This window comes from Ruegeria sp. CDSC051 (genome assembly GCF_059610665.1).
Window position 1 is genome coordinate 67,002 of sequence record NZ_JBXWOC010000010.1, and the last position, 18,893, is coordinate 85,894.

At 58.0% G+C, this 18,893-nt stretch carries 22 protein-coding genes; 9 read left to right on the plus strand and 13 right to left on the minus strand.

The genetic code is table 11. The features are described from left to right. Window position 1: 1 nt before the first annotated feature. From AC2FH0_RS18625 to AC2FH0_RS18650, 6 genes are all read right to left on the minus strand, one after another. Window positions 2–1,096 carry a flagellar basal body P-ring protein FlgI gene (locus AC2FH0_RS18625; protein ID WP_496692703.1) on the minus strand — a complete coding sequence of 365 codons (1,095 nt, stop codon included), beginning with the start codon at window positions 1,094–1,096 and terminating at the stop codon, window positions 2–4. Next, complete coding sequence (locus tag AC2FH0_RS18630) at window positions 1,093–2,103, minus strand: flagellin (RefSeq protein WP_496790068.1); 1,011 nt, start codon at window positions 2,101–2,103, stop codon at window positions 1,093–1,095. Before AC2FH0_RS18630 ends, AC2FH0_RS18625 begins: the two co-directional genes overlap by 4 nt. Beyond that, window positions 2,103–3,554 (minus strand): flagellar hook-associated protein FlgK, encoded by a 1,452-nt coding sequence (gene flgK / locus AC2FH0_RS18635; RefSeq protein ID WP_496790070.1) that lies wholly within the window; start codon window positions 3,552–3,554, stop codon window positions 2,103–2,105. The genes AC2FH0_RS18630 and flgK overlap by 1 nt, the downstream gene beginning before the upstream one ends. Before the next feature lie 33 nt (window positions 3,555–3,587). Then, entirely contained in the window at window positions 3,588–4,883 is a 1,296-nt protein-coding gene (locus AC2FH0_RS18640) for a flagellar hook protein FlgE (protein WP_142638334.1), read from the minus strand. Between the two features lie 98 nt (window positions 4,884–4,981). Further along, window positions 4,982–5,821, minus strand: a complete 840-nt coding sequence (locus AC2FH0_RS18645) for a flagellar motor protein MotB (RefSeq protein ID WP_496790072.1) — start codon at window positions 5,819–5,821, stop codon at window positions 4,982–4,984. Between the two features lie 85 nt (window positions 5,822–5,906). After that, a complete protein-coding gene (locus AC2FH0_RS18650) occupies window positions 5,907–7,244 on the minus strand; it encodes a FliI/YscN family ATPase (RefSeq protein ID WP_496703073.1) in 1,338 nt (445 codons plus the stop codon). Between the two features lie 87 nt (window positions 7,245–7,331). Between AC2FH0_RS18650 and AC2FH0_RS18655 the strand changes: the two genes are divergently transcribed. The 9 genes from AC2FH0_RS18655 to AC2FH0_RS18695 are packed head-to-tail and all read left to right on the plus strand — an operon-like array spanning window position 7,332 to window position 11,882. Then, the gene (locus tag AC2FH0_RS18655) at window positions 7,332–7,718 is read left to right on the plus strand and encodes a FlgB family protein (protein ID WP_496790073.1); all 387 of its coding nucleotides are present in this window, start codon (window positions 7,332–7,334) and stop codon (window positions 7,716–7,718) included. A gap of 13 nt (window positions 7,719–7,731) precedes the next feature. Further along, window positions 7,732–8,118 (plus strand): flagellar basal body rod protein FlgC, encoded by a 387-nt coding sequence (gene flgC, locus AC2FH0_RS18660; protein ID WP_496790074.1) that lies wholly within the window; start codon window positions 7,732–7,734, stop codon window positions 8,116–8,118. Between the two features lie 11 nt (window positions 8,119–8,129). Further along, window positions 8,130–8,420 carry a flagellar hook-basal body complex protein FliE gene (gene fliE, locus AC2FH0_RS18665; protein ID WP_142638325.1) on the plus strand — a complete coding sequence of 97 codons (291 nt, stop codon included), beginning with the start codon at window positions 8,130–8,132 and terminating at the stop codon, window positions 8,418–8,420. 3 nt (window positions 8,421–8,423) lie between these two features. Continuing rightward, window positions 8,424–8,696, plus strand: coding sequence for a flagellar biosynthetic protein FliQ (locus AC2FH0_RS18670; protein ID WP_142638323.1), 273 nt, complete (start codon window positions 8,424–8,426; stop codon window positions 8,694–8,696). Then, window positions 8,696–9,406 (plus strand): flagellar hook-basal body complex protein, encoded by a 711-nt coding sequence (locus AC2FH0_RS18675; RefSeq protein ID WP_496790076.1) that lies wholly within the window; start codon window positions 8,696–8,698, stop codon window positions 9,404–9,406. Before AC2FH0_RS18670 ends, AC2FH0_RS18675 begins: the two co-directional genes overlap by 1 nt. Window positions 9,407–9,427: 21 nt before the next feature. Continuing rightward, window positions 9,428–10,213, plus strand: a complete 786-nt coding sequence (gene flgG, locus AC2FH0_RS18680; protein ID WP_142638319.1) for a flagellar basal-body rod protein FlgG — start codon at window positions 9,428–9,430, stop codon at window positions 10,211–10,213. Continuing rightward, entirely contained in the window at window positions 10,213–10,629 is a 417-nt protein-coding gene (gene flgA, locus AC2FH0_RS18685) for a flagellar basal body P-ring formation chaperone FlgA (protein WP_496692713.1), read from the plus strand. The genes flgG and flgA overlap by 1 nt, the downstream gene beginning before the upstream one ends. After that, window positions 10,629–11,360 (plus strand): flagellar basal body L-ring protein FlgH, encoded by a 732-nt coding sequence (flgH, locus tag AC2FH0_RS18690; RefSeq protein ID WP_416383935.1) that lies wholly within the window; start codon window positions 10,629–10,631, stop codon window positions 11,358–11,360. Before flgA ends, flgH begins: the two co-directional genes overlap by 1 nt. 12 nt (window positions 11,361–11,372) lie before the next feature. Next, window positions 11,373–11,882: a flagellar basal body-associated protein FliL gene (locus AC2FH0_RS18695; RefSeq protein ID WP_496703080.1), complete on the plus strand. Its 510-nt coding sequence runs from the start codon at window positions 11,373–11,375 to the stop codon at window positions 11,880–11,882. Window positions 11,883–11,899: 17 nt separating this feature from the next. Here the strand turns inward: AC2FH0_RS18695 and AC2FH0_RS18700 are convergent, their stop codons facing one another. From AC2FH0_RS18700 to AC2FH0_RS18730, 7 genes are all read right to left on the minus strand, one after another. After that, window positions 11,900–12,286 carry a hypothetical protein gene (locus AC2FH0_RS18700; RefSeq protein WP_496703765.1) on the minus strand — a complete coding sequence of 129 codons (387 nt, stop codon included), beginning with the start codon at window positions 12,284–12,286 and terminating at the stop codon, window positions 11,900–11,902. Beyond that, window positions 12,286–13,371 carry a flagellar type III secretion system protein FlhB gene (flhB, locus tag AC2FH0_RS18705; RefSeq protein WP_496790077.1) on the minus strand — a complete coding sequence of 362 codons (1,086 nt, stop codon included), beginning with the start codon at window positions 13,369–13,371 and terminating at the stop codon, window positions 12,286–12,288. The genes AC2FH0_RS18700 and flhB overlap by 1 nt, the downstream gene beginning before the upstream one ends. Then, the gene (locus AC2FH0_RS18710; RefSeq protein WP_496790079.1) at window positions 13,368–14,141 is read right to left on the minus strand and encodes a flagellar biosynthetic protein FliR; all 774 of its coding nucleotides are present in this window, start codon (window positions 14,139–14,141) and stop codon (window positions 13,368–13,370) included. The genes flhB and AC2FH0_RS18710 overlap by 4 nt, the downstream gene beginning before the upstream one ends. Continuing rightward, window positions 14,138–16,165 carry a flagellar biosynthesis protein FlhA gene (gene flhA, locus AC2FH0_RS18715; RefSeq protein ID WP_496790091.1) on the minus strand — a complete coding sequence of 676 codons (2,028 nt, stop codon included), beginning with the start codon at window positions 16,163–16,165 and terminating at the stop codon, window positions 14,138–14,140. Before flhA ends, AC2FH0_RS18710 begins: the two co-directional genes overlap by 4 nt. 69 nt (window positions 16,166–16,234) lie before the next feature. Next, complete coding sequence (locus AC2FH0_RS18720; protein ID WP_496790080.1) at window positions 16,235–16,933, minus strand: transglycosylase SLT domain-containing protein; 699 nt, start codon at window positions 16,931–16,933, stop codon at window positions 16,235–16,237. A gap of 73 nt (window positions 16,934–17,006) precedes the next feature. Continuing rightward, window positions 17,007–17,435, minus strand: a complete 429-nt coding sequence (locus tag AC2FH0_RS18725; RefSeq protein ID WP_142638301.1) for an Lrp/AsnC family transcriptional regulator — start codon at window positions 17,433–17,435, stop codon at window positions 17,007–17,009. Between the two features lie 55 nt (window positions 17,436–17,490). Continuing rightward, window positions 17,491–18,810 carry an MFS transporter gene (locus AC2FH0_RS18730; RefSeq protein ID WP_496703089.1) on the minus strand — a complete coding sequence of 440 codons (1,320 nt, stop codon included), beginning with the start codon at window positions 18,808–18,810 and terminating at the stop codon, window positions 17,491–17,493. Window positions 18,811–18,893: the final 83 nt, after the last annotated feature.

The following is an 18,893-nucleotide window of genomic DNA, read 5'->3' on the forward strand; positions in this document are numbered from 1 at the left end:
TTCATCGAACGATGAACTCGGCGTGTAATGCTCCGGCCGCTTTGATCGTTTTCAGGATGTCGATCATGTCGCGGGGTGAAACACCCAAAGCGTTTAGCCCTGCGACGACTTCGGACAAGGTCGTGGCCTCGGGAATTTCCGCCAAACCGGTACCTTCCTCTTCTTCGATACCGGCTACGGTACGCGGAACCACGACGGTTTCGCCTCGTGCGAACGGGTTTGGCTGAACCGCGATAGGGGCCTCTTCGACCGTCAGTGTCAGGTTGCCCTGCGAGACTGCCACGCGTGAGATCCGCACTTCCTGACCCATGACAATCGTACCCGAACGCTGATCGACTACTACTCGCGCCTTTGTTTCTGGCTCTACTAGGATATTTTCAATGCGCCCAAGCGCATGCGCGGTCGAGATCGCCTGTGTCGCTGCAATATTCAGTTCAACCGTCCCGGAATCGCGCATGATCGCTACGGCCCGCTTGAATTCGGTATTGATTGCCTGCTCGATCCGACCGGCGGTTGTGAAATCCGGTTCACGCAGGGCCAGGCGCATTTGGGTCAGATCGGAAAGCTCAAAGTCGATTTCACGTTCGACCCGTGCCCCGGAGGGGATCACGCCGGATGTCGGAACCCCTTGGGTGACCGAAGCCGCATCGCCTTCGGCAACGGCGCCACCTGCAAGAACTGACCCCTGTGCCACCGCATAGATCTGACCATCTGCCGCATTCAGCGGTGTCATAATAAGCGTCCCGCCCAGCAAGCTTTTGGAATCGCCGATGGCCGAAACGGTGACATCAATCTGGCCACCGACCCGCGAAAAGGGGGGTAGGCTGGCTGTCACAAGCACGGCGGCCACGTTTTTGGGGCGAAAATCCTCACCATTCACGTTCACACCAAGCCGTTCCAGAATATTGGACATGATCTCTTCGGTGAACGGAGAGTTCCTGAGCCCATCGCCGGTTCCATTCAATCCGACCACGAGACCATAACCAACCAGATCATTGCCGCGCACCCCGTCGAAATCGACAAGGTCCTTCAGCCGGATTGCCCCGGCAAAAGACAGGCTCGGAAGCAGGATCAGGAGAATAGCAAGTAATCTCATCTCAGGAAATTCACCAACGATAGGTTCGCGTTGCGAACGGTGACAGAATACAGGCTTTCCAATTGAAATTGGACAGTCTGCAGTTGCACTGCGGTTTGATACGGGTCCGCGGCGATCAGAGAGTTTCGGCTGTATTCCAGGCTTGTACGCGCCGCCGCGTTGCGCGTGGCGGCTTGTTCAATCCGGGCCTCCGCCGATCCAACATCCGCCCGCAGGTTCACTGTGCCGTCCTGCGTATTGGCAAGCTCGACACCCAACTGGGTAAACAAGGACGTCCGCAGATCATTGGGAAGTCCCAGATTATCGTCCGAAACCAGAGCGGCGACGGCGATGTCCCGCAACGCGGCTTTGAGCGTCGGATCGGTCGCAGTAATCGGAATAGAGACACTTTCATTCTCCGAAATGCTCATCGGTGCCAGCGCCGTATCTGAGCCCTGATAGATAACCGCATCGAAACCCGCAGGGTCATTGAACCAGTCTTCCGCCGCTTGTGTGATATCTGTGAGTGTTGTCAGCCCCGTCAACTCAGCCTCTAACGCGGTCAATAAGACATCCGCAGACGCCAAAGGCGATACATCCGTATCCACACCGGAAAACAGGCTTCGGCCACCGGCACGGGTATTCAGGGCTGACATGACCGTATCCAGCTCATTTCTGGCCTGAACAGAGGCATGTTCATGCGTGACCGCCTGATTGGAAGTCCCATATGCCAGCAAGGACGACCTCAGGCGCCCCACCGCGTCGTTGACCGTCGTCAGGCTAAGCTGCATGGCGTCGGTGAACAGACCGGCTTCGGCTGTGGTCACCTGAAAGGCATCCAGGCGCGACAGGTTGCGATCCATATCCAGAAGATAGGAATAATCCCCGTCCAGATGGCCGGAGACATCCTGCACTTTGCCTGAAGACATCTCATAAGACAGGGTTTCGATCTGATTTTTGATATCAGTCGCCCGCGATTTCAGGGTCAATCCGCGCGCTAGGTCGCCCATAGAGGTTACATTCATCATCACAGCCTCAACAATGTGTCCATAAGTTCATCGACGACCGAAACCAGTCTGGCATTTGCCGCATAGGCTTGTTCAATTTGCATTAGCCGCTGCAATTCCTGATCGGTATCGACGCCCTGTTCGGCCTCAATGGCCGTCATTTCCAGATTGGCGCTGTTTGCAAACACCCGCCGCCCATCGGCCACATGGGCGTCCGAGCCAACCCGTGACAGCAGCGCCTCAGAGATGTCGGCGGCGCGCATGTTTCCGGCCCCGAAAACCGAGCCTGCAACAGGGCGTTCGTCGTTCAGAATTGAACTGAAGGCGCGCAGCTGGCTGGCATCTCCGGCGCTACCAGGTGTGGCTGCCCCCAGCCCGGCCCGTAGTTTCCAGCTGTCTCCCCTGGCGTCCGGGTCAACGATTGCATTCAGACTGATGCGAGAGGCCAATCCCGTCACCGATGCCGGATCAAACCGGTTGCCATCATCGGTGAACACGCCCGGATCCGTGGCCAGCGCGGTCGGATCCAGCCCCGGCGTTTCGAATCTTTCGATAAGATCGCGCGCAACAGCATCCAGATCGACCTGAGCCTCAACCGCGATTTCATCCCGAATCTGGAATTGGGCCATCAAGGCACCACCGCGAATTTGGGCAAAATCGCCACTGGTGCGGACAGGGTTTCCGTTCAGCTCAAGCCCGGACAACAACCCGTTTGCTAGGGTCATATGGGGCTTGGTGTCGCCGGTTGTCGAAAAGGAAAACTCGGCCGCAGTGTTTTCCAGCAATATCAAGCCGCCATCAGAATAAAGCGAGACCTGATCATTGTCCCTTTGAATCACATTTGCAGGAACCAGTTCGTTGACCTGATCAATCAGGACCTGTCGTTGATCCAGTAGCCCACCAATATCGGCGCCGGAATACTTAATGGCCGGGATCTTGGCATTCAGCTCTTCGATGTCCTTCAGAGTCTGATTCAGGGTATCGACCTGTTTGCCAATGGTCCGGTCAGCTTCGGACCGCATCTGCCGTAACCCTTCCGATGCTGCGTTCAGGCCGCGCGCCAGATCCTGAGCCGTGCGCGCAACCTGGTCCAGTCTTTCACTGGAATCCGGCAGGCTTGCCGCTGTTAAAAGGCTGTTGTCAAAATCAGCCAGTCGAACCGCAAGCGAAGCGGGATCATCGGCGGACCCTACCAAAGATTCCAACCTTGTGTGAAAGTCTGAAATGGTGGTGTGGAAGGCCAGATCGGCATCCGTGGCCCGGCGGTTGGACGTGAGGACGGGATCCTGATGACGAATGACACCTACGGTACGCACGCCGTGGCCGGAAATCGTGTTGGTTGCCAGTTCCAAAGACCTGCGCGCGTAGCCGGGCGTCAATGCGTTTGCGATATTTTCGGACACAACCGCCGCACCGCGACTGGCGGCGGTCAGGCCGCCCAACGCGTTGTTCAATGCTGTGGACATATTCATTCTGCAGGTCCCTTTCCTGAATCAAAACCCTGATCAGCGTTTGATATTGGTTGTTTCCTGAAGCATCTCATCCACCGTTTGGATAACTTTTGCGCTGGAAGAGTAAGCCCGCTGTGTCTGGATCATCGAGGTCAGCTCGGTCGCCACATCGGTAGTGGATTCTTCTCGTGCGAAAGAAACCAGGTCGCCGGTTGGCCCGTCCCCCGCATTCCATAGAAAGAACGTCCCGCTTTCCCGGGATGGTGCATAGGTCTGGCTGTCCAGCGCGGTCAGTCCATTTGGGTTCGGAACATCCGCCAATGGGATTTGGTACATGCGTCGGCTGACGCCGGTATCGTAGAACGCATAAACATACCCGTTTTCGTCAACCTGAACGCTGGTCATGGTGCCGACCGCCGAACCGTCGCGCGTGATCGAAACTGGTGCAAATGTATCGGACAGTTGCGTGATTCCGTCGGCATCCCCGATTTCCCCTATATTGATCTCCATCGGGCCGCCGGCCACGTTCACCACAACGCTGCCGGTTGCTGGGTCATATGCACCGCCGGTGACCGCAGTTACGCTGGCCAGCGTGCCACCCGCAGTTCGGCTATCGGTGAAGGTCAGGGTGTATTCACCGATAATGGCGCCGCCCGAGGCTGAATCGCGCATGATCATCGTCCATTCGTTACTGCTGCCGGTGGCCGGCACTGTAGGGACAAGTTCGATATCAACGCTTTCGGATTTTCCCAGATTGTCGAAATATTCAACGGACAAGGGCTGCATGTCGCCAGGGGAACCCGCATCCGTAGCGGTCGCGGGCAGGTTCATGCGCAGATTCATCTGCGTCGTGGGCGCGCCCGACAGTTGATTAACACTGAGCTGAATGGGTTCAAGCGCAGCTGGCGTGTCACGTGGAACCGCAGGGATGGTTCCATCCGCATTCGCACGCCAACCCAGCAGAACAAGCCCTGACTCGGTGACCAGATATCCTTCTTCATTGGTGCGGAACGACCCTGTCGTGGTCAGCAACATCTCATTCGAACCGGCCGCGATCTGAGAACTTGGTCGTACCGGCATCATGCCGCGCCCACGCACCGCAAGGTCGGTGGAGTTGTTGGTTGTCACCAGCGAACCGCGCTGGTCGATCAGGCGTTGGCTGGTGGTGCGAACGCCCCCAGCGGAATAGCTGCCGCCCTGGCCGGAGGTGACCATAGAATGGAAATCAGTTTCAACCCGTTTATACCCGAAGGTTGACGAATTCGCGATATTGTCCGAGATCGTCGCCAGCCGGTTTGCGTTGGCCTTCAATGCGGCCACGCCAGCGTTCAGCGAAGAGGAAATTGTCATTGGCACGCCCTTCTGTTGCGTCAAATCTTGATGCAACAGCTAACGCGCTGGGCCTTAACAGCGCGCTAACAGGTAAAATGCCGTCTATCCTTTTATTCTCAGGTGCCGCGCAGAAAGATGATCTCGATCCTGTTGTTGCGTGCGGCCATCGGGTTTTCATCCGACAATTTTCGGTCGGCATGGCCGGTTACACGGTCCAACCTGAGCGGCGCAACACCCTTGTCTTGCAGCATTTGGCGAACTTGCTGAGCGCGCGAGGTAGACAAATCCCAGGCCGGGTTTTTGGCCAGAACCACCGGCGAGGAACCGACATGCCCTCCGACCGCCATGTCATTTGTCACCAGATCAGAGGATCGGGCCACCAACAATGTCAGAGCACGCAGCATATTGGTTGGTTGGTTCGTCCCTGATTCGAACAGAGGTTGATCCTTGGTGGCGAAGAGTTCGACCACCAGACCCTCATCCGTCACGCGGGTGACGATATGTTTGAGGACCTTGTCGGACACCATGCTTTCGCCGGTTCGCCCCATAAGCTCTGATTCCAGTGAGGAAAAGTCTTCGACCGTTTCTTTTCCGCCGCCGTCCGAGCTGACGCCAACCGATCCACGCGCTTGTCGCGCGGGCGTCGGGCTGCGTTTGCTGGCGCCGGTCCCGTCCATGACCAGAGTTTCCTCTGAGAACATGTTATTGCCACCAAAGGCCCCATCGCCGCCACCCGAAACCGGGTTTATGGGAATGGTCGGCGAGAAATAATCCGCAAGCCCTTTGCGTTGTTGTTCCGTTGTTGCATTCAGCAGCCACATCAACATGAAGAACGCCATCATGGCCGTGACAAAGTCGGCATATGCGACTTTCCACGCGCCACCATGGTGACCATCGCCACCTGACACACGTTTCTTCTTGATGATGACTGGCGCCACATTGGATTGCGCACCCATCTCCACCACCTTTTTATCACCCAGTTACAGGGGTAGCCGGGCAGGTCTTAAGGTGGGCTTAACACTTAAAACTGTCTTGAATTCCTCACTGCGGTAATGCTGCCCCGGCACGGCGCAGAATCAGTTGCAGGTGGTTGAAACTGTTGCTGATTCCGTCCGGCTCGGCCTTGCCGAAAAAGGCATCAAGCTCGTCATGAACCCGGACTGCCTGATCCAATAACGGGTCTGCCCCCTCGGCATAAAGCCCGGCTTTGATCATAACCTCGGATTGCTCGTAACTACCAACCAGCCTGCGGGTTTCCGAGATCATCCGGTTTTCCGCCTCGGAGGCAGCTCCCGGCAGGCTGCGTGAAACTGACCGGCTAAGGTCAATGGCGGGGAAACGGCCGCGCTCGGCGATTTCGCGGCTCAGGACGATATGCCCGTCCAGAACGCCACGCAGAATGTCCGCTATCGGTTCATCCATGTCCGAGCCCGCAACCAGAACGCTGAAAACTGCTGTGATATCACCCTGATCAGCCGTGCCCGGCCCGGTTCGTTCGCAAAGACCAGCGATCAAGGGCGTGACCGAAGGTGGGAACCCGCGCAAAGTGGGGGCCTCACCCATCGCAACGGCGATTTCGCGGTGCGCCTCGGCAAAGCGGGTGACCGAATCGGCCAGAAACAGGACGTTCAGCCCCTGATCCCGCAGGAATTCCGCGACTGAAAGTGCCGACCATGCACAGCGCCTGCGGGCCAGTGCCGACTGATCCGAGGTTGCCGCCACAACCACAGATCGTGCCAACCCCTTGGCTCCAAGCGCATGTTCAACGAACTCATTGACCTCACGACCCCGTTCGCCGACCAGAGCGACCACAACCGCGTCTGCCTGCATCGACCGCGCCAGCGTGGCCAACAGGGTCGACTTGCCGACCCCTGACCCGGCGAACAGGCCGATACGCTGCCCCTGCACCACAGGTAACATGGTGTTCATAATGCTCAGCCCGGTTTCCATCCGTGCGCCCAGCGGTTTGCGGACAACGGCAGGTGGTGGATTTTGCAGGATGTCTCGTTCCTGAGTGCCCGACAGCAACGGCTTGCCGTCCAGCGGTTTGCCGAAGGGATCAATGACCCGGCCCAGCCAGTGCAGCCCGGGGGAAAATGCCGGTGTCTGATTTAGAATCACCCGATCACCCAAGCAAACCCCATCGGGTGCAGCGGCGGGTAACATGTGGATCAGATCCGATTCGACATGCAGAACTTCACCCGCCAGATCAGGGCCGCTGCGCCGCCGCAGGGTCAGGTTGTCGCCGATGCGGGCAACGTACTCCAACCCCTCTATTTCTATGACGCCGCGCCCAACACTGGCCACGCGGCCCATATGACGCATGGCGGACAGACGGTCGAATTCGCATTTCAGAAGCATCGGGTCGAGATCGGTCATCGTGGGTTCTCCAACGGGTTTCTGAAAACGGTTTCTAAAGGAATCGGGGTTAAGCCTTGATTGAAATTGATCGAGGGAGAAGCCCCGATGTTCTCTGACCTGAACGTCTTTAAGACAGCGTACGCAATGGCAGCCCATGCCGGGCAACGGCAGTCTGTCATTGCGCGAAACATGGCAAATGCGGATACGCCGGGTTATCAGCCCCGCGATATCGAGACCTTTCAGATAGCTTTCGAAAATTCCGGGCGTGAGGTTGCGATGACCGCCACGCGGGCCGGGCATCTGAACGGCGCCGCCGCTGCCCGGCCCTGGGCCGAGTTCGATGCCGCACCCTCGGGCGATCCCAACGGAAATGGCGTTTCCCTTGAGGAAGAGATGCTCAAATCGGTTGAGGTCAAGCGTCAGCATGATCGCGCGCTGGCGATCTATAAATCCTCGATTGGCATGCTGCGCACCAGTCTTGGTCGCGGGTAAGGAGGGCTGAGAGATGACCGATTTTTCCCATTCCCTTTCCGCCTCGGCCAGCGCCCTGCGCGCGCAGGCAGCCCGTTTGCGCCACGTCTCCGAGAACATCTCGAACGCGGACACGCCGGGATATCGGCGCAAAACCGTGCCGTTTGAAGCGGTCAGCAAAGATGGTGCGCAAATGGTCGAGACCGGGCGCGTTAAGCTTGATCGTCGCGACCTGTCGCGCATCTATGACCCCGGCCATGCGTTGGCCGATGAGACCGGCCATTATCGCGGGTCCAATGTAGATTTGATGATCGAAATCGCTGACGCGCGTGAAGCGCAGCGCAGCTACGAAGCCAATCTCAAGATGTTCGACCAGACACGACAAATGTCGTCGAGCCTTATGGAACTTCTCGGAAAATAAAGGACACCAGAATGGATATCCGATCCCTGACCGCCGCGCAGAGCTATGCCGTAGCGCGGCCCGCTACGCAGCCCGACCCCGACCTTGCCGGAATGGCACAGGGGTTGCGCTCAACCTTTCAGGACTTTGCCGCAACATTGAAACAGTCCGAGCAGATGTCCGGCGCGGCGATGACCGGCCAGGCCGATCCGCACGCGCTGGTTCAGGCGTTGGCGCAGACCGAACTGGCCGTCGAAACCGCCGTCATCGTGCGCAACAAAGTGGTCGAGGCCTATCAGGAAATCCTGCGGATGCCGGTCTGATCGATGCTCAGCGAAGGTCTCTATTATGACATCGTCCGCCAGGCATTGTGGGTTGCGGTGATCACATCCGTCCCGATTCTGGCGGTGGCACTGGTCTCGGGTCTGGTTGTGGGTCTGTTCCAGGCGCTGACCTCGGTGCAGGAAATGACGCTGACCTTCGTGCCAAAGCTGATCGCCATCGTGATCGTGTTCTGGATTTCGATGGGGTTCATGACCCAGACGCTGGTGACGTTTTTCACCTCAACCCTCATCCCACTGATCGCCGGAGGCCGCTGATGGATACCTCATATACCACCTTGTCCCGCCAATCGGGGCTGATGAATGAAATGCGGCTGGTGGCGAACAATATCGCCAACGCCAATACCACGGGGTACCGCCAGCAGGGCTTGGTGTTTTCCGAGTTCGTGAAAGCCTCGCCGGGCAATCCGTCCTTGTCCATGGCGCGGGCAGAGGCACGCAATACCTCGTTGCAACAAGGCGTTCTGACCGAAACCGGCGGGCAATTTGATTTCGCCATCGAAGGCGACGGGTTTTTCATGATCGAAACCCCCAGCGGCAACCGGCTGACACGGGCGGGTGCGTTTTCACCCAGTGCCGAGGGTGATCTGGTTACCATGGATGGGTACCGGGTTCTGGACAGCAACGGCGCCCCTGTTTTCATTCCGCCGGATGCCGCGTCGATTGATGTCGGCAGCGACGGCACGCTCAGTATCGAAGGGCAGGTTCTGGGACAGATCGGCGCCTACCGCGTTGCTGATCCCACGAGCCTGGTGCGCGAGGGCAGCACGCAATTTCGGTCAGATGCAGCGATTGAACCCGTGGAGGAGCCGGTCATTGTGCACCGATTCCTCGAAGGATCGAACGTGAACGCGATCGAACAGGTCACCCGGATGATCGAAATCCAGCGCGCTTATGAGTTGGGGCAGAGCTTTCTTGAAACCGAAGACGAACGTGTGCGTGGGGCGCTTAAGGCGCTGATGCGCTGATTTGATAACGGAGGAATTGATATGCGGGCACTGAAAATCGCAGCGACAGGCATGACCGCTCAGCAGATGCGGGTTGAGACGATCTCGAACAACCTGGCGAATATGAATACCACAGGCTACAACGCGCGCCGCGCCGAGTTTGCAGACCTGCACTATCAACAAATGGCGCGCGCGGGGACGGTGAATGCCAATGACGGCACCGTCTTGCCCACAGGTATACAACTGGGTCTGGGGGTGCGCCCGGCTGCGGTCACCGTGCAACTGGCACAGGGTGCGTTGGCGGCCACTGGCAGCGATTTGGATGTCGCAATCGAAGGGCGCGGCTATCTTGAGGTGACGTTGCCCAGCGGTCAGTCCGGCTTTACCCGTGACGGCAGCCTGAAACGCTCGGCCGAAGGGTTGATCGTCACTTCAGATGGCTTCGCTGTCGCGCCAGAGATCACAATCCCAGACGATGCAAGGTCGATTTCGATCAATGCATCGGGTGAGGTCTACGCCTATTTCGATGATACCGCCGAAGGACAGTTGCTCGGTGAATTCACCCTGGCCAGTTTTTCCAATGCCAAAGGGCTGGAGGCGATCGGCAGCAACCTGTTCAAAGAAACCGAAGCCTCGGGCGCGCCTGTCATCGGCACTCCGGGTGAGGGCGGGATGGGCACCCTGCGTCAGGGATATCTCGAGGACAGCTCGGTCGATGCCGTGCGCGAAGTCACCGAACTGATCGAGGCCCAGCGAGGGTATGAGATGAACGCCAAGGTCATCTCGGCCGTCGATCAGATGATGGGCGCAACAACGCAGGTGCGGTGATGCGCGCCCTATTCATAGCACTGGTGACGATCAGCCCGCTTTGTGCCTTGGCTGAGATCGTGGTGCCGATCCGGACCATACGCGCCAAAGAGGTGATCTCGGCCGCCGATCTTGAGATCAAAGATCAGGTTGTCCTCGGAGCGGTTACAAACACCGATGATTTGATCGGTCAGGAAGCACGCGTCGCGCTTTACCCCGGACGCCCGGTTCGCGCAGCAGATGTCGGGCCGCCCGCGCTGGTGGACCGCAATGATCTGGTGGTTCTGGTCTTTGACCGTCGTCCCCTTTCGATCAAGGCCGAAGGCCGTGCCCTGGGGCGCGGGGCTGTCGGCGATCGTATTCGGGTCATGAATCTGTCGTCACGTACAACTGTTGTTGGCTTTATCCGGCCTAACGGTCAAATCGAGGTAAAATGATGTTCGGAAAACTAAAACTGTTGATGATGGCATGTCTGGCTCTGACCGCCTGTGGTCGACTGGATCATTTGGGAAAACCGCCAAGTTTCACACCCGCGGACGAGTCTGCTGAACATGTTGCCATGCTGTGGCCGGGTTTGCCGTTGCACACGCAGCCACAGCGCAATGTTGATCGGTCCTCGCTATGGAGCGGTGGCCAACAATCGCTTTTGGGAGATCAGCGCGCAATCAAAAAAGGCGATATTCTGACGGTTGTCATCGAGTTGGACGAGAAAGCCGAGATATCCAACGACACAAATCGCTCACGCAGCGGGTCAGAAAGCCTTGAGGTTCCCGACCTGTTCGGCCTGCCGCAGCGGGCGCTGGAACGGCTGCCCGACGGGGCGACGCTGGACGAAGCTGTTGGGATCGACTCATCATCGGTTAGTAAGGGCAAGGGCTCGGTCAAGCGTAAGGAAAAGCTGACACTCAGAGTCGCCGCAACCGTCATCGACGCCTTGCCGAATGGTGTGCTGGCCATATCGGGCTCGCAGGAGCTGCGCGTGAATTTCGAACTCCGAGAGCTATTGGTCACGGGATATGTGAGGCCACAGGATATCTCGCGGAAAAATGAAATCACCTATGACAAGATTGCTTCGGCGCGCGTGTCTTATGGTGGCCGCGGTCAGATCATGGATGTGCAGCAGCCCCGTTACGGCCAGCAGGTCCTTGATACAGTTTTGCCGTTCTGAGGTCGTATAACAATGAAAAATCTAATTCCTATATTGTTTCTGCTTGTTGGCCTGGGCGGTGGAATTGGTGCGGGAATTGCCATGTCTCCTTCTGGAAAAACCAAAGATGGTGACATGGATAAATCCGCTGCCGCCGAACCCAAGAAAGCCAAGGAGAAGGCCACTAAGACCAAGTCGGACAAAAAGGATGCGTCCAGCAAGTATGAATATCTGAAGATGACGAAACAGTTTGTGATCCCGGTCGTGAAGTCCGACCGGATTGCCGCGTTGGTCACAATGTCGCTGAGCCTGGAAACCAAACCCGGCGTTGCTGAAACGATTTATGAGTTTGAGCCAAAGTTGAGAGATGGGTTTCTGCAGGTTCTGTTCGATCACGCAAATACCGGTGGTTTCAACGGCAACTTTACGGAATCCGACAATCTGGATTTGGTCCGAAAGGCTTTGCTGCAGGTCGCCAAGAAGGATTTGGGTGATGACGTGCTGCAAGTCCTGATCATGAGTGTTAACCGTCAGGATACTTGAAGCCTGTTTCGGCCCGCTTATTGCCGCGATCGCTTTTTCATAAGCATGTCTCGGCGGGCCTTTTGTTGTTCTTCAATCAGCTGTCCTAGGGCCTGTTTGCGTCCAAACGCTTTCCGCAAGGCTTGCATCTTGGTTAGCTTTTGCGCTCGGACGCGCGCGAGGTCTGTATTGAGTTTTCGTCGGGTTGCCTCTTCCCATCCACGCCACAGAACATCAGTGCCGGTGACCTGATATCCATCAGCTTGGCCGCTGTTTTGTAGGGTCTGCTGAAGCTGTGCGTCCAATCGGCTCAGTTTTTGCAAAATCTCGGCCTCGGCTTCGATATATGGGCGCAAGGTCTGTTGCTCTTTTTGGAAGGCCGCGTCGGATAAACGCTTCAGATCGGTAAGTCCGGTAAACCGCATCAAATTCTGTCCTTCGCGCGCTTGCGCATGGCTTCGGCAAAGCGAATGGCCGCAGCGACAGGGCGATAGTGTTCGGGGGCGATCTCATTCCCGATTTCGACGGTCGCATGAAGGGCCCGTGCGGTGGGGGGATCCGAGTGGATCGGAACCCCGGCCTCGGCGGCCGAGGCGCGGATGGCGGCGGCAATCTGGTCGACACCTTTCGCCACGCATGTCGGTGCGGAGCCGGCCGTCCGCTGCCATTTGAGAGCCACCGCATAATGGGTCGGGTTCACGATGACTACATCCGCAGTTGGGACATCCGCCATCATCTGATTTGCCGCAATTTCCTGCGCGCGCTGGCGGCGCTGTTGTTTGACATGCGGGTCGCCTTCGGCGTCTTTGGTCTCGTCCTGAATTTCTTTGCGGGACATCCGGTTCTTGCGCATATGTTCGGAATATTGCCACATATAGTCGACGACCCCTACGGCCAGTGCGATGGTAACAACGATGAAGAGAAACCGGAACAACAGGTTCATCATCAATACGATCGACGATTGCGGCGGTGCGGCGCTGGCGGTCAGAATCTCGGGCAGATTGGCGCGCAGAAACAAAAACAAGCAGATGCCGTAGATCAGCAGCTTTGCAAAGCTTTTGGCAAATTCGAACAGACCACCGCGCCCGAATTTATTCTTGGCATTGGAGAGGATCGAAATCCGGGACAGCTTGGGCTGCAACTTGCTGGGGGCAAAAACCAGCGCCTTTTGGGCGATCAGGCTTAGCAGAACCGCCGTCGCAGGAAGAACAAATATCGTTGCCATCGAGATTGCAGCTTTGCCAAGCATCCCACCCACCAGGCCGTCGGCGGGGCCAGCCGTTAACATGGTGCTGATCTTATCGGATTGGTCGATCAGGACGACAAACAAGGTGCCCAGATGCTGAACGCCCATCTGGCCTGCGAAAAGCAAACCGATCAGCAGCCCGACATATGCCGCGACCACGGACAGGTCGTTCGACTTGGCGACCTCACCCTTTTCCCGCGCTTTCAGAAGCTTTTGCGGCGTCGGGTCATATGACTTGTCGCTGTCGTCGTCCTGTCCGCTCATCTCGGATCTTTCAGCGGGTTCTGCATGAAATCAAACAGGGCATCGGACCAGACCGACAGGATCAGAGGCGCGCCGGCGAACAGCAGGAGCAGCCCCGCAAATGTGATGGCCGGGGCGCCGACAAACGCCACCATCAGCTGTGGCATGGCGCGGTTGATGACACCAAGCGCAAGGTTGTAGATCAGCGAGGCAATCACAAACGGCATTGCCAGGGCGAATGCCAGGCTGAAACTGTACGAGACCCGTTCCACGCCCCATTGGGACAAATCCGGCGCCTCCGGTGTGGTCCCGGTGGGAAACAGATCGTAGCTGTGGATCAAGAACTCTGCCAAACGGATGTGCAGGCCAAGTAGTACAGCAAGGGCCAACCCGGCCAGCGTCAGCAGATAGCCCATGGCCGGAACCGGATCAGCCGCTGCCCCGCCCAGAATTTGCGAGAGTGACGTTGCCTGTGCGGCGATGGACCCTGCCGTCTGCAGGGTCAGAACAAAGATGCGCAGCGCCATCCCCAGCGCCATTCCGACAAGAATTTCGGTGGTGATCAGTTGGACCATGGACAGGAATTCGGGATTGAATTCCATTGTCGGCACTGCCGGTGCCACGATCAACGTAAAGGCAACGGCAGTGCCAAGTTTGACACGGGTGGGGATGCTGCGTTCTCCGAATGCAGGCATCAAGGATACCATTGCCGAAACGCGCAGGAAAACACCGAAGAAATGCCAGGCCCCAGAGCCCAGGTGCGGCAAGAGTTCGGGTGGGAGGGCGATCATGCGGGTACCGTGCCCACAAGTGCGGGCCGCGCCTCGAGCCCGATTTCCTCAAATGACAGGACCGGATTGGACACGCCGCGCGCATGCATGATCGTACGCAGCAGCCTGCGGCGCCGGGTCGAGGTCACGACCGCAGGAAAGATACCATGGTCGGCGGAATGCGAGACACTGTCCACCACGCCATCTGCAAGCTTGTTGAACAGGTTCGGTGGCAGGGCGACATCCAGCCCTGCATTGGGTGCATCGACCTGATAGGTGGCAAATGTGTCTTCCCATTCCGGTGCAAGCTGGATCAGCGGGATCGACCCGTCTTCGCGTTTCATGTCGGCCACAAGCTGGAACCCAAGCCGCTGTCGCACCAGTTCGCAAATCCCTTCGGGTTGCGTGGTGGTCAGGCGCGCTTCGGCGATGCTTTCGAGGATAAGCGCCAGATTGCGGATCGAAACCCGTTCGTCCAGCAACAGGCGCAGGACTGCGTGAAGTGTGTCGATTGGAACCTTGTCGGGGATCAACTCGTCCAGCATTTTCCGGTTTGCCTCGGCGCGAACCGGGTCGCTGAGCCGGGTCATCTCGGACAGCAGTTTGCGCAGGGCCTTGAGCGTCAACAGACGCGAGAAGTTCTGTTTGATGATTTCCAGCAGATGTGTTGCCAGTATTTCCGGAGGCGAGACAATCGTAGCGCCGCTCATTGCTGCGGCCTCTTGATCCTTGGGCAGGATCCAACGTGCAGGCGCACCATAGACGGGTTCGGTGACATCCCTGCCCTCGGGCAAAAGATCGTGCCCGTCCTGAACCAGCGCCAAGATCAGATCGGGGTTCAGGGCACCGCGGGCCTGTTCCACGCCGTGCACCTTGATGACATATGTCCCCATCGGTAGCTCGGCCCGATCGGTCAGACGGATATCGGGCAGGATCAATCCAAAGGTCGAGGCGACATAGGTCCGCATATTCGCAATGCGTGCATCCAGTCCGGTGCCCTGGTTCAGGACCATGCTGACCAGATCCGGTGCGAATTCCAGGTGAACATCATCGAGGTCGAGAATATCGCCAATCGCTTGTGATACCGGTTCGTCTGCCTCGGTCGACGCGGTTTGTGCCTGAGTTTCTCGCTGGTGCTGTTTTCGGTGCACCGCATAGGCGGCATAGCCCAAAACGCAGGCCCCCAGAATAAAGGGCAGAAATGGCAGGCCGGGAACCAGCGCGAAAAGCACCATCAACCCGGCAACAGTGCCAAGGGCGGCCGGGTGGCGCCCCAGTTGCGATAAGATGGCGGTGTCAGTTGCACCCTGTGTTCCACCACGCGCCAGAAGCAAAGCGGAGGCGATCGAGATGATCACGGCCGGTATCTGCGAGACCAAGCCATCGCCCACCGTCAGGATGGCGTAGGTTTCGAACGCCGATGACACCGGCATCCCGTGAACGATCACGCCCATGACAAGCCCCATCACCAGATTCAGCAGGGTGATCAAAAGCCCGGCAACCGCGTCTCCTTTGACGAATTTCGACGCCCCGTCAAGCGAGCCGAAAAAGGTGGTTTCCTGCTGTTCCCGTTCGCGCCGTTCCTTGGCCTCTTGATGGTCGATGGCGCCCGCTGACATATCGCTGTCGATGGCCAGCTGCTTCCCGGGCATGCCATCCAGAGCGAACCGCGCGCCCACTTCGGCCATGCGTGCCGCGCCTTTGTTGATGACCATAAAGTTCACGATCAACAGGACGCCGAACACCACAAGGCCCAGGAAAATGCTGCCGCCCATGACAAAGCTTGCGAATCCCTCGATCACATCGCCGGCGGCATTGGGGCCGGTGTGCCCCTGACCGATAATCAGCTTGGTCGATGAGACGTTCAACGACAACCGGAGCATCAATGACCCCAGAAGGATGGTCGGGAAGGAAGAGAAATCCAGCGGCCGCTCGATAAACAGGGTCAGCGTGAAAATCAGGATTGCCAGGGCAAAGGATGTGGCCAGCCCGACATCCAGAACCCAGGACGGCATGGGCAGGATCATCATGACGATGACGGTCATCAGCGCAAGCGCCAGCAATACGGTCGGAGAAAACAGGGAACGGACGTCAAGTCTGGGCACGTAATTCTCCTAGTTGAAGATGATAAAGGCTGTTTGGGTGTCCGATGCGGGCATCAAAGAGCCCATCGCACCGGTCGGAAACTGGGTCGTTAGCACCGGAAACAGCGGTGTGGCGGATTGTGTGAAAGGGTCACGCGACATGCGTGCGGTTTGCACTGCCGGGGCCGGATCAAGCTGCGCGTGAACATTCTTGTATCGGCTGGAATAGGCTTTTGCCAAAGCCGGGGTTCGCGAGTGGTAGGCACCTGCCGCTGCCGACCATGACCCAAGTTCGGCGTAAAGCTGTTTCAGAAACTGCGCCGCGTAGCTGGCGTTAGTCTCGGGGTCGAACATGGCATCGATCGACTGAAAGGCCTGCCCGTGCCAGCGATAGTTGATTTGAAAGCACCCGATATCAAAGCTGCGCTTTCCGGCTTGGAAAATATCCGCGACATAGGCTTTAGCCTCCAGCTCAGATTGGAACCAATGGCCGCGCCCTTCGACATTGATTGCCCATGGCCAAGGCTCAAGTCGGCCTTTGATCGCGCGGCCAGTTTCAACCCGCGTTATGGCACGCAAAACATCAAGCGGTATGTCTTGGGCGAGGGCCGCGCGGCGGGCGGCCTGATCACATGTCTGAGACATCCGGGTCTCCGCGCCCGCAAAGCTCTGACGCGCTGCCAGAAGCAACGCAACACATGCTATGACAATGAATAGGCGATTTGGCATTCTGCCGGTCCGGGATTCTGATCAATCCGGGCCACGCTAGCCTTGCCTTGGTTTACAGAGGGTTATCAGTCAATCAGATTCGATCAATCCGCCGGCCAAAAACAACGCTCGTATTGGTGCGTAGAACACCGGGGATTCGTGCCAGATCATCAACGAGAATATCCAGATCCTCGATCCTTGGCGCGTCAGCGGTCAACAGCAGGTCAAAGTCACCGTTGATCGAAAGACAGAGTTTAACCTCGGGATAGGCCTCGAGCCGCTTGATGATACGGGTGGTTTCCTTCTGTTGGACCTCGAGCAGAACGACAACCTGGACGCGGGGGGCATCTTCGGGGCTGTTCAGGATCACGGAATAGCCGGCAATGATGCCGCGTTCTTCCATCCGGCTGATGCGTTCATGCACGGTTGTCCGAGCAACGCCCAGTTTTGCCGCGATTTTTGTGGTCGACTCGCGGGCATTATGTTGCAGGACTGAGATGATGCGGCGGTCAAGCTGATCCATTGGCGCTCCGGTGCGGGTCTGGTTTTTCCGGTTTAGGGCAAAACGGCAGCAGGGCTCAAGGCTCACGCGGGATACGGGGGTGCAGGTCGTCTATTATGACGGGATGAGCATGCGGTGGCGGGCCGGCCATGTGCGGGTGGTCACGCGGCAGGTCAGGATGGTCGTGGATCACCGAATGCAGATCAGAACGCGGCCAAAGGGTGACCGCACCGATAATACCCAGAAAGGACATCGCCGCCATAAAGCTCAGGGCGGTTGTGGCCCCAAACAGGGTCATCAGCCCGCCTGCCAGAGGATACAGCACCAGCCAACAGCAATGAGACAGCGTGAATTGGGCCGCAAAGACGGCGGGGCGGTCTTCGGGATGGGCCGAGCGGGTCAGCAGGCGGCCAGACGGCGTCAGCGTGGTGGAATAGCCAAAGCCAGCTAGGGCCCACAAAACGATCAACAGACCCAAAGACAGCGGGGTTGTCGCAAATATCGCGGCGGCTCCGGCCATGGTGACGCAGCACAGAAGGGCGCCGGCCAACATGACCTTTCGATCCTCGATCCGGTCCAGCATCCGGGGCAGGATAAAAGCGGCAAGCATAGAGCCGCCACCAAAACCGGCCAGCGCAGCGGCAACGGCGCTTTCCGACAGCCCCAGATCTGATCGCACGATGACCACAGTGTTGACGATCACCATTGAGCTGAGTGCTGCCGCGCTCCAACTCAGGGCAAGAAGGCCCCGCAGCCGGGGTGTGTTCAAATAGATGCGTATGCCACGTGTTGTCCGTTCGTATATCCCGCGCGGCTTACTTGGTTTGGGTGATGGCAAAGCCACCGACACCACCAGCAGCGCCGAAGCGACAAATCCCAGGGCGGTGCCCCAGAACAGGCTGTTGAAGCTGACCAACAACAACAGGGCTGCGGCGAATACGGGGCTTAGCAGGCTCTCCAGATCATATGCCATCCGCGATAGGGACAGGGCACGGGTGTATTCGCGCTCATCTGTCAGTACATCGGGGATTGTAGCCTGAAATGCAGGGGTAAATCCGGCCGAGGCGGATTGCAGCACGAAAATCAGGACATAGACCTGCCAGACCTCGGTCACAAAAGGCAGACACAGCGCGACAGCCGCACGGATCAGGTCAAGCACCACCAACATCTTGCGCCGGTCCAGCCGCTCGGCAAACGCGGCTGCCAATGGCGCAACCGTGACATAGGCCACCATTTTGATGGTCATCGCGGTGCCCAACACCAGCCCGGCCGCATCCCCTGCCAGTTCAAAGGCCAACAGACCCAGCGCGACCGTGGCCAGCCCAGTGCCCGTCAGGGCAACGATCTGCGCGGCCAACAGGTGGCGATAGGTCCGGTTTCTAAGAACGCTTAACATTGATTGATATCTGCCGCAGTCTAAAGGCTCTGTCACCCCAAACCTTCGTTTAGGTCTTGACCAACTGCGACAGCGGCAACCGG

Bases quoted from the DNA above. Each gene is read 5' to 3' on its own strand.
- AC2FH0_RS18625 (WP_496692703.1), bottom strand. From the start codon at position 1,096: ATGAGATTACTTGCTATTCTCCTGATCCTGCTTCCGAGCCTGTCTTTT.
- AC2FH0_RS18630 (WP_496790068.1), bottom strand. From the start codon at position 2,103: ATGATGAATGTAACCTCTATGGGCGACCTAGCGCGCGGATTGACCCTG.
- flgK (WP_496790070.1), bottom strand. From the start codon at position 3,554: ATGAATATGTCCACAGCATTGAACAACGCGTTGGGCGGCCTGACCGCC.
- AC2FH0_RS18640 (WP_142638334.1), bottom strand. From the start codon at position 4,883: ATGACAATTTCCTCTTCGCTGAACGCTGGCGTGGCCGCATTGAAGGCC.
- AC2FH0_RS18645 (WP_496790072.1), bottom strand. From the start codon at position 5,821: ATGGGTGCGCAATCCAATGTGGCGCCAGTCATCATCAAGAAGAAACGT.
- AC2FH0_RS18650 (WP_496703073.1), bottom strand. From the start codon at position 7,244: ATGACCGATCTCGACCCGATGCTTCTGAAATGCGAATTCGACCGTCTG.
- AC2FH0_RS18655 (WP_496790073.1), top strand. From the start codon at position 7,332: ATGTTCTCTGACCTGAACGTCTTTAAGACAGCGTACGCAATGGCAGCC.
- flgC (WP_496790074.1), top strand. From the start codon at position 7,732: ATGACCGATTTTTCCCATTCCCTTTCCGCCTCGGCCAGCGCCCTGCGC.
- fliE (WP_142638325.1), top strand. From the start codon at position 8,130: ATGGATATCCGATCCCTGACCGCCGCGCAGAGCTATGCCGTAGCGCGG.
- AC2FH0_RS18670 (WP_142638323.1), top strand. From the start codon at position 8,424: ATGCTCAGCGAAGGTCTCTATTATGACATCGTCCGCCAGGCATTGTGG.
- AC2FH0_RS18675 (WP_496790076.1), top strand. From the start codon at position 8,696: ATGGATACCTCATATACCACCTTGTCCCGCCAATCGGGGCTGATGAAT.
- flgG (WP_142638319.1), top strand. From the start codon at position 9,428: ATGCGGGCACTGAAAATCGCAGCGACAGGCATGACCGCTCAGCAGATG.
- flgA (WP_496692713.1), top strand. From the start codon at position 10,213: ATGCGCGCCCTATTCATAGCACTGGTGACGATCAGCCCGCTTTGTGCC.
- flgH (WP_416383935.1), top strand. From the start codon at position 10,629: ATGTTCGGAAAACTAAAACTGTTGATGATGGCATGTCTGGCTCTGACC.
- AC2FH0_RS18695 (WP_496703080.1), top strand. From the start codon at position 11,373: ATGAAAAATCTAATTCCTATATTGTTTCTGCTTGTTGGCCTGGGCGGT.
- AC2FH0_RS18700 (WP_496703765.1), bottom strand. From the start codon at position 12,286: ATGCGGTTTACCGGACTTACCGATCTGAAGCGTTTATCCGACGCGGCC.
- flhB (WP_496790077.1), bottom strand. From the start codon at position 13,371: ATGAGCGGACAGGACGACGACAGCGACAAGTCATATGACCCGACGCCG.
- AC2FH0_RS18710 (WP_496790079.1), bottom strand. From the start codon at position 14,141: ATGATCGCCCTCCCACCCGAACTCTTGCCGCACCTGGGCTCTGGGGCC.
- flhA (WP_496790091.1), bottom strand. From the start codon at position 16,165: ATGACCGTCATCGTCATGATGATCCTGCCCATGCCGTCCTGGGTTCTG.
- AC2FH0_RS18720 (WP_496790080.1), bottom strand. From the start codon at position 16,933: ATGCCAAATCGCCTATTCATTGTCATAGCATGTGTTGCGTTGCTTCTG.
- AC2FH0_RS18725 (WP_142638301.1), bottom strand. From the start codon at position 17,435: ATGGATCAGCTTGACCGCCGCATCATCTCAGTCCTGCAACATAATGCC.
- AC2FH0_RS18730 (WP_496703089.1), bottom strand. From the start codon at position 18,810: ATGTTAAGCGTTCTTAGAAACCGGACCTATCGCCACCTGTTGGCCGCG.